A 12,006-nucleotide genomic window follows, 5' to 3' on the forward strand; every position below is an offset into this window, starting at 1 on the left:
GTCAACCGACTGATCGCTATACTGCTCATATGAGCACGAAGAACCGGGGTTGGGGACTATCTGATTCGGTTCAGGCGGCCACGATCGCCCACCGGTTCTACGTCCTGGGCGAGTCCAAGCTGGAGATTGCCGAGGCGTTCGGCCTCAGCCGGTTCAAGGTCGCACGCATCCTGGACACGGCTCGGGAGCGCGGCCTGGTCCGGGTCGAGTTCGACCTCCCGGTACCCGTCGACCCCGCGTTGTCCGAGGAGCTGCGCTCGGCGTATGGCCTGGACCGGGCAATCGTGCTCGAACGAGCGGAACGCCGGGTGACGCGCGCGGAACAGCGCAGGCGGATCGGCGCACTGGCCGCTCAGCTGTTGTCGGAGATCGCGACCCCGGATGACGTCATCGGGCTGTCGTGGGCCCGGTCGGTGAACGTGATGACCGAACAGATCACCTCCCTGCCACGCTGCCCGATCGTGCAGCTGTGCGGAGTGCAGGCGGGCACGGATATGCGCGACCGGTCAGTGGAGACGGTGGGCAGGCTGGCCAGGGTGTCCGGCGGTGCGGCCTACCCCATCTTCGCGCCACTGGTGCTGCCCGACCGGCGCACCACCGAGACACTGCGCAGGCAGCCCGGGATCGCCGAGACGTTCGGCCAGTTTCACCACCTCACGAAGGCCGTCGTGAGCATCGGGGCGTGGCGGGAGAACGAGTCGACCGTGTACGACGCGCTGTCCCCCGCCGAACGCGACGCCATCAGCAAGCGCGGCGCGAAGGCCGAGGTGGCGGCCCGGCTGTTCGACGCCGACGGCAACGCGCTCTCCACCGGCCTCGCCCACCACGTGCTCGCCATCAGCCATGATGAGCTGCGCCGGGTCCCCGAGGTGATCGCCCTGGGCTACACCACCCCGAAGGCCGAGGCCATCGATGCCGTCCTGCGCTCGGGCCTGGTGACCACGCTGATCACCGACGCCGAGGCCGCCACCGAGGCGTTGCGCCTGGCCGCCGCGCGCGGGTAGCCGGGTTGCCCGCGAAGGGACTCTGCGAAGACCACCATTTCGAACAACCCGTGAAACGAAATACCGACATCACACACCGAGAATCATTTCACCGCGTTAATTTCGAGATGCGCGAATAGTGCCCGTCGATTTCACATTCCGGGAGTGATGAGCCGATCCTCTACAAAACCCGGATGACGCCTTACGGTCCGGATCATGACCGTCACGCAAGGAACGGCTCGCCGGACCACGCCGCGCTCGGCTGCGATCGGCAGCATGATCGGCACGACGATCGAATGGTACGACTTCTACCTGTACGCCACCGCCACCGCGCTGGTTTTCAAGCCCCTGTTCTTTCCGGGGGTTTCGCCGACGGCCGGAACGCTCGCGACGTTCGCGACCTATGCCGCCGGTTTCGGCGCCCGGCCGATCGGCGCGATCGTGTCGGGACACCTCGGCGACCGGGTCGGCCGGAGAACGGTGCTCGTCGGCGCGTTACTGCTGATGGGTCTCGCCACGGCCGCGATCGGAGTGCTACCCACCTACGCTCAGGCAGGCGTGCTCGCCCCGGCGCTGCTCGCGGTGCTCCGGCTGCTGCAGGGGCTCGCGGTCGGCGCGGAATGGGGCGGCGCGGCGTTGCTGTCGATCGAGCACGCTCCGCGTGGCAGGCGTGGGCTCTTCGGCAGTTTCACCCAGATCGGTTCGCCGGCGGGCATGTTGCTGGCGACCGGGGTGTTCGCCGGTGTCCGCTCGATCGCGGGTGAGGACGCGTTCGTGGCGTGGGCGTGGCGGATCCCGTTCCTGCTCAGCCTCGTGCTCGTCGCCGTCGGACTGGTCATCCGGCTGCGGTTGACCGACGCCGCGGTGTTCCAGGAGCTCAAGCATCGTGGCGACGTCGCCCGCCGGCCGGTGGTGGAGGTGCTGCGGACACAGCCGCGCAACGTCGCGCTGACCACGGCGCTGCGGCTCTCGCAGATCGCGCTCTTCGTGCTGCTGACGACGTACTCGCTGACCTACCTGCAGGACCACCCGGCCGGTGCCGGCGACGCCGGGCTCGTCGCCGTGATGATCTCGTCCGCGCTCGGGCTCATCAGCACACCGCTGTGGGCGCATCTGTCGGACCGGATCGGACGCAAACCCCCATACCTGTTCGGCGCCGCCGCTGGGATCCTGGCTCTGGTGCTGTTCTTCCTGGCAGCCGAGACGGGCTCGACGGTCGCCGTCGTGCTGGCGATCGTGTTCGGCATCAACGTCGCTCACGACGCGATGTACGGGCCGCAGGCGGCCTGGTTCGGTGAGCTGTTCGACACGCGGGTGCGCTACAGCGGCGCTTCGCTCGGCTACCAGATCGGCGCGGTCCTCTCGGGTGGATTCGCGCCGCTGATCGCGGCGTCACTGCTCGTCGCGGGCGGCGGCACGCCGTGGCTCATCGTGGGCTACTTCGCCGCGTTGTCGCTGCTGACCTTCGGTGCGGCCTATGTCGCCGCGGAAACCCATCGCGAGAGGCTCGGTGAGACGGAATGAGCAGGATCTACCTCAACGCCTTCGACATGGCCTGCGTCGGCCACCAGTCGGCCGGGCTCTGGCGGCACCCCGACGACCAGGGCTACCGCTACACCGATCTCGAGTACTGGACCACGCTGGCCCGCACGCTCGAGTGGGGCGGTTTCGACGCCGTGTTCCTGGCCGACGTCCTCGGCGTGTACGACGTGTACGGCGGCTCCCGCGATGCGGCGGTCTCCGATGCCGCACAGTTCCCGGTGAACGACCCGGCCATGGCCGTCTCGGCGATGGCCGCGGTGACGGAGACGCTCGGCTTCGGCGTGACGATGTCGCTGACCTACGAGCAGCCTTACTCCCTCGCTCGCCGGCTGTCCACGCTGGACCATCTGACCAGAGGCCGGGTGGCCTGGAACATCGTCACCTCCTACCTCGAGAGTGCGGCCGCAAATCTGGGTCTGGAGCGCCAGATCCCGCACGACGAGCGCTACGAGATCGCCGAGGAATACGTCGACGTCTGTTACCAGCTCTGGGAAGGGTCCTGGGAGGACGACGCGGTGGTACGGGACGTCCGGCGCGGGGTCTACACCGACCCGGCGAAGGTGCACGACATCGAGCACAAGGGCCGGTACTTCACCGTGCCGGGACCGTTCCTCTGCGAACCCTCGCCACAACGGACTCCGGTGCTGTTCCAGGCCGGCACCTCACCGCGGGGTGTCGAGTTCGCCGGCGCGCACGCCGAAGCCGTCTTCGTGTCCGGGCCCACGACGGCGGTGGTCCGGCCGTCGGTCGACCGGGTGCGCGCGGCAGCGGCGGCGTGCGGCCGTGACCCGCGCGCGATCAAGGTGTTCGCCATGCTCACGCCGATCGTCGCGGAGACCGACGAGCAGGCGCGGGACAAGCTCAGGTCCTACGAACAGCTGGTGAGCGTGCCGGGCGCGTTCGCCTTGTTCGGTGGGTGGACCGGGGTCGACCTGGCCGAACTCGATCCGCACGAGCCGCTGCGCTACGTCGACTCCGACGCGAACCGATCGGCACTCGCGTCCTTCACCACCGCCGATCCCGACCGCGAGTGGACACCACACGACCTGGCTGCCGAGATCGGACTCGGCGGGCGCGGACCCGTCGTCACGGGCACGCCCTGCGCGGTCGCCGACGAGCTGGAACGCTGGACGGAAGAAGCCGACGTCGACGGGTTCAACCTCGCCTACGTCACCACGCCGGGCACCTTCCTGGACTTCGCCAGGCTGGTCGTGCCGGAGCTACGCAGGCGCGGCCGGGTGCCGGAGCGGCAGCAACCCGGCACCCTCCGGGAGAGGCTCGGTGGCGCAGGTCCCAGGCTGCCTGCGGACCACCCCGGCGCCGCCCACCGGCGCTGACCACGTCGCCACGAGGAGGAACCCATGTCCGTCACCGACGAATTGATCGCCAACAACGCACGGTACGCCGAGTCGTTCTCCGGCCCGCTTCCTCTTCCGCCCTCCAAGCACGTGGCGGTGGTCGCGTGTATGGACGCGCGGCTCGACGTCTACGGGGCGCTGGGCCTGCGGGAGGGCGAAGCGCACGTGATCCGGAACGCGGGAGGCGTCGTCACCGACGACGAGATCCGGTCGCTGTCGATCAGCCAACGGCTGCTCGGTACGGAGGAGATCATCCTCATCCACCACACCGACTGCGGCATGCTCACGTTCACCGACGACCAGTTCAGGGCCTCGATCGAGCGTGAGGTCGGCATCAAGCCGCCCTGGCCGGCCGAGGCGTTCAGTGATGTCGAAGCCGACGTCCGCCAGTCCGTGGCGCGCATCAAGGCGAGCCCGTTCGTACCGAAGCGGGACTCGGTGCGCGGCTTCGTCTTCGACGTCGCGACGGGCAAGCTGACCGAGGTCGAGTAGGGCTGCCGTCGCCGGCGCGCGGGCACGGCGAGCCTCCCGATGTCGCCCCGCACCGGCGCTGAGCACGGCCGTTACAGTGGACGGTGATGAAACGTCCCGTCTCCCCGCTGCCGCAACGGCACGGGCTGGACGCCGCCCGGCTGCGGCTGCCCGACGACGGGGCGTGGGCGACCGTGCGCGATCACCTGGTCGAGCGCTTGCACCGGCTCGACCCCGCACGGATCGACCAAATGCTGCGTGAGCAGCGCATCGTCGGGCTCGACGGTCCGATCACGCCCGAGACCCCGTTCGTGCCGGGCACGTTCATCTGGTTCCACCGGGACCTGCCCGACGAGGTGCCGGTGCCCTTCGACATCGGGATCGTCCACCGCGACGACAACCTCGTCGTGGCCGACAAGCCGCACTTCATGGCCACGATCCCGCGCGGCAAGCACGTCATGCAGACCGCGCTCGTCCGGCTCCGGGACCAACTCGGCCTGCCCGAGCTGAGCCCGGTGCACCGGCTCGACCGCGTCACGGCGGGCCTGCTGATGTTCACCACGAGGCGTGAGCTGCGCGGCCCGTACCAGACGATGTTCCGGGACCGCCTGGTGCACAAGGAATACGAGGCGATCGCGCCGTACGACCCCGACGTGGAGCTGCCGCGGACCGTCCGCAGCCGGATCGTCAAGGAACGCGGCATCGTGACGGCCCGGGAGGTGCCGGGCGAGCCGAACGCGGAGACGCGCGTGGAACTCGTCGAGCATCGCGCCGGCCTCGGCCGGTACCGCCTGCTGCCGGCCACCGGGCGGACCCATCAGCTGCGGGTGCACATGGCCTCGCTGGGCCTGCCGATCCTCGGCGACAGCTTCTACCCGGTGCTGACGGAAACCCCGCTGGACGACTTCAGCCGCCCGCTACAGCTGCTCGCCAAGGTGCTGGAGTTCACCGACCCGCTCACCGGCGCGCGCCGCCGGTTCGAGAGCAACCTGACCCTCGACGCCTGGCGCCCCTGACCGGCACCCCGCACCGTGTCGGCCGCCCACGTCGCCGTGTCTGCCGTTCTCGTCGCCGTGTCGGCCGCCCAGGTCACCGTGTCTGCCGTTCTCGCTCGGCGCGGGGCCCCGGCCGGGTTGCCGATCCCGTCGGCGATGGTAGCGAGCCAGGCGTCGTAGGTGGGCAGCGCAGAACTCGGGCAGCGCAGAACTCGGGCCCGGGCAACCCGGCCGTCGCCAGGTGCACGGCGTCGAGCGACCGCAGCCGATCGACGTCACCGACCCAAAGCAGCACGGATGTGCTACCGCGGAGCCGCGTCAGCCTCGTTCGATCCGGTGGCCGACCACGTCCGGGCCCGGGTGGGCGGCGCCGGAACCGTCACGACGTGGATCGGGCTCGGGCAGCTCGACCGGGTCGCCGTTCTTCGCCGCACCGGCCGGCCGCGGCCCGACCCACGCGACCCGCAGAGCCGTCTCCCCGCTGAGGAATCGCTGTGCTCGCACGCCCGCCGTCGCGCGTCCCTTCGCCGGGTACTCCGTGAACGGCGTGACCTTCACACTCGCGCCGGTCGCCGTGACGACCATGGGTTCGCCGTGCTCGTCGTCGTCCGTGCGCACCGCGCCGAAGAACACCACCTCGGCGTCGGCGGGCAGCTTGATACCGGCCATGCCGCCGCTCTTGAGCCCCTGCGGACGCACCAGCGACGCCGGGTAGCGCAGCAGCGAGCCCGCCGACGACACGAACGCCAGCTCCTCCTGGCCGTCCTTCAGCCAGGTCGCACCGACCACCTCGTCGCCGTCCTTGAGGTTGATGACGTCGAACTCCTCCGCCCGCACGGGCCAATCCGGCGAGCACACCTTCACCACGCCACGCCGGGTGCCGAGCGCGAGCCCCGGAGACCCCTGCGCCTGCTCACCCAGCGGCGCGATGCCGACGACCCGTTCGCCCTTCTCCAGTGGCACGAGTTCCTTCGCGGCCATCCCGCCGCGCAGCGACACGGTCCCGACGTGCTCGGGCAGCACCGGCAGCGGCAGCACGTCCACCTTGAACGCCCGGCCGGCGCTGGTCACCAGCAGCACCTGACCACGCGCGGTCGTGTGCACCACCGCCGCGACCGCGTCGTGCTTGGCCCGCCCGCTGCGTTTGCGGCTCTCCGGCGCCTCCTCCGACTCGGCCGCCGTCCTGGCCACCAGACCGGTCGAGGAGAGCACCACCTGGCACGGGTCGTCGGCGACCTCGAGCGGCCCGGCGGGCTTCGACGCGGCCAGCACCTCCTTGAGGTCGCCGTCGATGAGTGCCGTGCGCCGCGGTGTCGGGAAGTCCTTGGCGATCTTGGCCAGCTCGGCCGAGACGACCTTCTTCAGTTCCTTCTCGTCGTCCAGGATCTTCGACAGCTCGGCGATCTCGTCGCGCAGCCTCTGCTCCTCCTGCTCGAGCTCGAGCTTGTCGTACTTCGTCAGCCGCCGCAGCGGAGTGTCCAAAATGTAGGTCGCCTGGATATCCGAGAGCTTGAACCGCTTCATCAGGCCTTCCTTGGCGGCCTGCGCGTTCTCACTCTGCCGGATCAGCCGGATGACCTTGTCGATGTCGACGAGCGCCTTGAGCAGACCCTCGACGAGGTGCAGCCGCTCCTCCCGCTTGCGCCTGCGGTACCGCGTCCGCCGGGTGACGACGTCGTAGCGGTGCCGCAGGAACACCTCGAGCAGCGCCTTGAGCCCGAGCGTCTGCGGCTGCCCGTCCACGAGCACGAGGTTGTTGATGCCGAAGGAGTGCTCCAGCGGCGTGAGCCGGTAGAGGTCGGCCAGGAGTGCCTGCGGATTGACGCCGACCTTGCACTCGATCACGAGCCGGGTGCCGTTCTCGCGGTCGGTGAGGTCCTTGACGTCGGCGATGCCGGTGAGCCGCTTGGTCTTGTTGACCTCCTCGGTGATCCGCTCGATCACCTTCTCCGGCCCCACGCCGTACGGCAGCTCGGTGACCGTGATCCCCTGCCGGCGACTCCCCTCGATCGGCCCCGTGTGCACCGTCGCCCGCATCCGGACGACGCCCCGGCCGGTCTCGTAGGCCTTGCGCACCTGGTCGAGCCCGAGCAGCTGGCCGCCCGTCGGCAGGTCCGGGCCGGGCACGAACTCCATCAGCTTGTCGAGCGAGGCGTTGGGGTGGTTGATGAGCCAGCGGGCGGCGGCGATGACCTCGCTCAGGTTGTGCGGGATCATGTTCGTCGCCATGCCGACCGCGATGCCGGACGTGCCGTTCACCAGCAAGTTCGGGAACGCCGCAGGCAGCACGGTCGGTTCGAGGAGCTCGCCGTCGTAGTTCGGCCGCATGTCGACGGTCTCCTCGCCGAGCTCGCCGACGAGCAGCATCGCCTCGGGCGACATGCGTGCCTCGGTGTACCGGGAAGCGGCCGGTCCGTCGTCGGGCGAGCCGAAGTTGCCGTGCCCGTCGACGAGCGGGACGTTCATCGAGAAGTCCTGCGCCAGGCGCACCATGGCGTCGTAGATCGCGGTGTCGCCGTGAGGGTGGTAGCGGCCCATCACGTCACCGACCACACGCGACGACTTCACGTACGCGTGCGTCGGCCGGTAACCGTTCTCGTGCATCGAGTACAGGATCCGGCGGTGCACGGGCTTGAGGCCGTCGCGTGCGTCCGGCAGCGCACGCGAGTGGATGACCGAGTACGCGTACTCCAGGTAGGAGTCCTCGATCTCGGTCTTCAGGGAGTTGTCGAAGACGTTGGCGCCGGCCTGGTCGAAGGCGGCCGGATCGACGCGCGTCGTCGGGTTCTTGCGGCGTGCCATGGTTGCTACGGCTCCTAGATGTCGATCGCGGCCTGGTCGACCCGCTCGGACGACGAGACCAGCCAGTTCCGGCGCGGCTCCACCTTCTCGCCCATCAGCAGTTCGAGAGCGGCCTCGGCGGCCTCGGCGTCGTCCAGCGTGATGCGGCGCACCGAGCGCGTGGCGGGGTTCATCGTGGTCTCCCACAGTTCGTCGGCGTCCATCTCGCCGAGCCCCTTGAACCGCGGAACGGGCTTCTTGACGGTCTTGCCTGCCTGCTCCAGTTCGGCGACCTTCGCCTGCATCTCGCGCTCGGTGAAGGTGTAGTGCGTTTCCTCTTTGCGGCCCTTGGTGACGACCTTGTGCAGCGGCGGCATGGCGGCGAACAGCCTGCCGTGCTCGATCACCGGGCGCATGTACCGGGCGAACAACGTGATGAGCAGTGTCCGGATGTGCGAACCGTCCACGTCGGCGTCGGCCATGAGGATGACGCGGCCGTAGCGCATGGCCGAGATGTCGAAGGTCCGCCCCGTGCCCGCGCCGAGCACCTGCACGATCGAGGAGATCTCGGCGTTCTTGAGCGCGTCGCCGAGCCCTGCCTTCTGCACGTTGAGGATCTTGCCGCGCAGCGGAAGCAGTGCCTGGTACTCCGACACGCGGGCCTGCCGCGCGGAGCCGAGCGCGCTGTCCCCCTCGACGAGGAACAGCTCGCTGCGCGCGACGCCGGTCGACCGGCAGTCGACGAGCTTGGGCGGCATCGCCGCACCTTCGAGCGCCGTCTTGCGCCGTGCGGCCTCCTTCTGCTGCTTCTGGGCCAGCCGTACGCGCGAGGCGTCGACGATCTTCTGCAGCACCGTCTTGGCCTCGGCCTTGGTCTTGCGGTTGTCCGTCCACGCCTTGACGTGCTGCTCCACGATGCCCTGCAGCACCTTGGTGATGCCGGCCGTGGACAACTCGTCCTTGGTCTGCGAGGTGAACTGCGGCTCGGGGATCTTCACGTGGATCACGGCCGTCATGCCCTCCTGGATGTCGTCCAGGGTCGGCAGGTCCTCTTTGGGCTTGAGCAGGCCGCGGGTGCGGGAAATGGCGTCCTGCAACGACTTCGTCAGCGCGCGGTCGAAGCCGCGCCGGTGCGTTCCACCGTGGACGTTGCGGATGGTGTTGGTGAAGCACTCGATCGTGCGCTCATAACCGGTGCCCCAGCGCAACGCCACCTCCACCTCGGCATGACGTTCCACATTGGACCGCATCACGCCGTTCTCGTCGGCGGCGTTCTCCTTGTACGTGCCCTCACCGCGGACCATGATGGTGCCGCACACGGCCCGGTCGCCCGTGGGCGCGAGGAACTCGACCATGTCGGCGAGGCCGTTGGGGTAGTGGAAGGTCTCCTCGTTGATGGCGCCCTCGGTGGCGGTGCGCAGCACGTAGGTGACACCGGGGACGAGGAACGCGGTGTGCCGCAGCTTCGTACGCACCGCCTCGACGTCGAGCGCGGCGCCGGACTCGAAGTACCTGGGGTCGTGCCAGTACCGGATCACGGTGCCCGTGGATTCGCTGCGCTTCATCTTGCGCACGAACCGCAGCCCCGACTGCGGCGTGAACTTCGCCTTCGGGCCGGGCCCGTCGAACACCCCGGGCACGCCCCGCGCGAACGACATCTCGTGCACCTTGCCCGCGTTGCGCACCGTGACGTCGAGGCGCAGGGACAGCGCGTTGACCGCCGAGGCGCCGACTCCGTGCAGACCACCCGAGGTCTTGTAGCCGGACCCGCCGAACTTGCCGCCCGCGTGCAGCCGCGTGAGCACCAGCTCCACACCCGACAACCCCGACTTGGCGTGCTTGCCTGTCGGGATGCCGCGGCCGTCGTCCTCCACCTCGACACTGCCGTCGGCGTGCAGTGTCACGACGATGCGGGTGGCATGACCGGCGACACCCTCGTCGGTGGAGTTGTCGACGATCTCGGTGAAGAGGTGATTGACGCCGCGGCTGTCGGTGGACCCGATGTACATGCCGGGCCGCTTCCGAACCGCTTCCAGCCCCTCCAGGTGAGTGAGGTCGTCGGCCCCGTAGAGGGTTTCAGCAGAAGCAGTCACAGGGTTGTCTCTCCCGATCTCGTTACGCCGGAGCATGCGGCTGGAGCGACGCACAGTGTCCGTCACCGTGCCGCGCGACCAGCGCACCACCGTAGTGCAGGGTATCCGTCCGCCCTGACATCGACGCCGCGGCCGCCGCACGCCGCGCCGGAAGGCACGGACGCTGTGACGGGTTTCATGCCCGCTCGAACTCGGCACGCACACCCAGCAGCCGGACCGGACGGTCCAGTTCGAAACGATCCAGCACGCTCAGCGCGGCACGTTCGAGCACGACGACATCGGTGGTCGGTGTTTCCAGGGTAGCGCTGCGGGTCTGGGTGAAGAACGGCGCGAACCGCACCTTCACCGCCACCCGGACCGCCGGCCTGCCCTCGGCGAGCACGTCCTCGGTGACCCGGCCCGCCAGCTCGCGCACGGCCGCCTCGATGTCGGCGCGCTCCGTGAGGTTGGTCTGGAACGTCGTCTCCCGGCTGCGCGAGCGGGCGACGTAGGGGGTGGCGGTCACCTCGCGGTCGCCCCAGCCGTGGGCGAGCGCGCGGAAGTACGGCCCCATCGTCGGCCCGAACCGGGCGGCCAGCTCGGCGCGGTCGGCTGCGGCGAGCTCGGCGACGGTCGTGATGCCCAGCTCGGCGAGCTTCCTCGTGGTCCGGCCGCCGATGCCCCACAGTGCGTCCGGTGGCCGATGTGCCATCACCTCGGCCCAGTTGGCACTGGTCAGCCGGTAGATTCCGGCCGGTTTGGCGAACCCGGTGGCGATCTTGGCGCGCATCTTGTTGTCGCCGATGCCCACCGAGCAGGACAGTCCGGTGCGCTTGCCCACGACGTGCCGGACGGTCCGGGCCAGGGCTTCCGGGTCGGCGGTCCGGGCGCCCAGGAACGCCTCGTCCCAGCCGATCACCTCGACCACCACGGGAAGCTCCCGCAGGACCGCCATCACGCGCTCGGAGACCTCTTCGTACGCGGGCGGGTCCGACGGCAGGAACACCGCGTCCGGGCACTTGCGCGCCGCCGTGCGCAGGGGCATGCCCGAGTGCACGCCGAACGCCCGCGCCTCGTACGACGCGGTCGCCACCACCGCGCGCTGTGCCGGGTCGCCCTTGCCGCCGACCACCACCGGCTTGCCCCGGAGTTCGGGGTGCCGGGCGATCTCGACGGCGGCGATGAACTGATCGAGATCGACGTGCAGGATCCAGTCCGGAGTGGACACCGAAGCCGGCTGCGTCACGGTATCCAGTATGCGGGCCGGGCGGATCTCGCGACAGATCGAGGTGAATAGGACGCCGAGGAGGCCGGGTAGGCCTGCGAGTGGAAGGGCATGACCGAGAACCGAGGAGGTGCGAAGAATTGGCTCAGCTGGTTCGCGAGCTCATGACGGACCGTCCGGTGACGCTGTCGGCGGACACTCCGGTGCAGCAGGCCGCCACCACGATGCGTGACGCCGGCATCGGTGCCGTGCTGGTGATGGACGGCGACGAGATGTGCGGCATCGTCACCGACCGCGACATCGTGGTGCGGGCGCTGGCCGACCGCAGCGACCTCTCCGGCTGCACCCTGCGTGAGGTGTGCAGCGAGCGACTGGTCACGGCCAGGCCCGACGAGGAGGCAGGCAACGCCATCGCCCGGATGCGGGAGCACGCCGTGCGCCGGATTCCCGTCCTGGACGGCGAGCGGCCCATCGGCATGTTGTCGATCGGCGACGCCGCGACGGACCGGGACCCGAACTCGGCTCTCGCCGACATCAGCGCCGCGCGGGGCAACACCTGACGCGGAAGGCCCGCCTGGG

At 69.6% G+C, this 12,006-nt stretch carries 9 protein-coding genes; 6 read left to right on the top strand and 3 right to left on the bottom strand.

Annotated features, from left to right (window positions below; translation table 11 throughout):
• Positions 1 to 29: 29 nt before the first annotated feature.
• The 5 genes from ACFSZT_RS26430 to ACFSZT_RS26450 all read left to right on the top strand — a co-directional run bounded on the left by ACFSZT_RS26430 (position 30) and on the right by ACFSZT_RS26450 (position 5,370).
• Positions 30 to 1,004: a sugar-binding transcriptional regulator gene (locus tag ACFSZT_RS26430; protein WP_377388008.1), complete on the top strand. Its 975-nt coding sequence runs from the start codon at positions 30 to 32 to the stop codon at positions 1,002 to 1,004.
• A gap of 195 nt (positions 1,005 to 1,199) precedes the next feature.
• Entirely contained in the window at positions 1,200 to 2,507 is a 1,308-nt protein-coding gene (locus tag ACFSZT_RS26435; RefSeq protein WP_377388006.1) for an MFS transporter, read from the top strand.
• Positions 2,504 to 3,862, top strand: coding sequence for an LLM class flavin-dependent oxidoreductase (locus ACFSZT_RS26440; protein ID WP_377388004.1), 1,359 nt, complete (start codon positions 2,504 to 2,506; stop codon positions 3,860 to 3,862). The genes ACFSZT_RS26435 and ACFSZT_RS26440 overlap by 4 nt, the downstream gene beginning before the upstream one ends.
• A gap of 24 nt (positions 3,863 to 3,886) precedes the next feature.
• Entirely contained in the window at positions 3,887 to 4,375 is a 489-nt protein-coding gene (locus ACFSZT_RS26445) for a beta-class carbonic anhydrase (RefSeq protein ID WP_377388002.1), read from the top strand.
• An 86-nt stretch (positions 4,376 to 4,461) separates the two neighbouring features.
• Positions 4,462 to 5,370: an RluA family pseudouridine synthase gene (locus ACFSZT_RS26450; RefSeq protein ID WP_377388000.1), complete on the top strand. Its 909-nt coding sequence runs from the start codon at positions 4,462 to 4,464 to the stop codon at positions 5,368 to 5,370.
• A 297-nt stretch (positions 5,371 to 5,667) separates the two neighbouring features.
• Here ACFSZT_RS26450 and ACFSZT_RS26455 read toward each other — a convergent pair whose 3' ends face one another.
• The 3 genes from ACFSZT_RS26455 to ACFSZT_RS26465 all read right to left on the bottom strand — a co-directional run bounded on the left by ACFSZT_RS26455 (position 5,668) and on the right by ACFSZT_RS26465 (position 11,430).
• On the bottom strand, positions 5,668 to 8,151 hold the full coding sequence (locus ACFSZT_RS26455) for a DNA gyrase/topoisomerase IV subunit A (protein ID WP_377387998.1): 2,484 nt from the start codon (positions 8,149 to 8,151) through the stop codon (positions 5,668 to 5,670).
• A gap of 14 nt (positions 8,152 to 8,165) precedes the next feature.
• The gene (locus ACFSZT_RS26460) at positions 8,166 to 10,259 is read right to left on the bottom strand and encodes a DNA gyrase/topoisomerase IV subunit B (RefSeq protein WP_377388062.1); all 2,094 of its coding nucleotides are present in this window, start codon (positions 10,257 to 10,259) and stop codon (positions 8,166 to 8,168) included.
• Positions 10,260 to 10,398: 139 nt separating this feature from the next.
• The gene (locus ACFSZT_RS26465) at positions 10,399 to 11,430 is read right to left on the bottom strand and encodes a DNA polymerase IV (RefSeq protein WP_377388060.1); all 1,032 of its coding nucleotides are present in this window, start codon (positions 11,428 to 11,430) and stop codon (positions 10,399 to 10,401) included.
• A gap of 137 nt (positions 11,431 to 11,567) precedes the next feature.
• Here ACFSZT_RS26465 and ACFSZT_RS26470 point away from each other — a divergent pair, with 137 nt between their 5' ends.
• Positions 11,568 to 11,987 carry a CBS domain-containing protein gene (locus ACFSZT_RS26470; protein ID WP_377387996.1) on the top strand — a complete coding sequence of 140 codons (420 nt, stop codon included), beginning with the start codon at positions 11,568 to 11,570 and terminating at the stop codon, positions 11,985 to 11,987.
• The last annotated feature ends 19 nt before the right edge of the window (positions 11,988 to 12,006 follow it).

This window comes from Prauserella oleivorans (assembly GCF_042685745.1).
Lineage (GTDB): Bacteria > Actinomycetota > Actinomycetes > Mycobacteriales > Pseudonocardiaceae > Prauserella_A > Prauserella_A oleivorans.

What these genes read in the sequence shown, in the direction of transcription:
- ACFSZT_RS26430 (WP_377388008.1), top strand. Translation starts at nt 30, where the DNA reads ATGAGCACGAAGAACCGGGGTTGGGGACTATCTGATTCGGTTCAGGCG.
- ACFSZT_RS26435 (WP_377388006.1), top strand. Translation starts at nt 1,200, where the DNA reads ATGACCGTCACGCAAGGAACGGCTCGCCGGACCACGCCGCGCTCGGCT.
- ACFSZT_RS26440 (WP_377388004.1), top strand. Translation starts at nt 2,504, where the DNA reads ATGAGCAGGATCTACCTCAACGCCTTCGACATGGCCTGCGTCGGCCAC.
- ACFSZT_RS26445 (WP_377388002.1), top strand. Translation starts at nt 3,887, where the DNA reads ATGTCCGTCACCGACGAATTGATCGCCAACAACGCACGGTACGCCGAG.
- ACFSZT_RS26450 (WP_377388000.1), top strand. Translation starts at nt 4,462, where the DNA reads ATGAAACGTCCCGTCTCCCCGCTGCCGCAACGGCACGGGCTGGACGCC.
- ACFSZT_RS26455 (WP_377387998.1), bottom strand. Translation starts at nt 8,151, where the DNA reads ATGGCACGCCGCAAGAACCCGACGACGCGCGTCGATCCGGCCGCCTTC.
- ACFSZT_RS26460 (WP_377388062.1), bottom strand. Translation starts at nt 10,259, where the DNA reads ATGCTCCGGCGTAACGAGATCGGGAGAGACAACCCTGTGACTGCTTCT.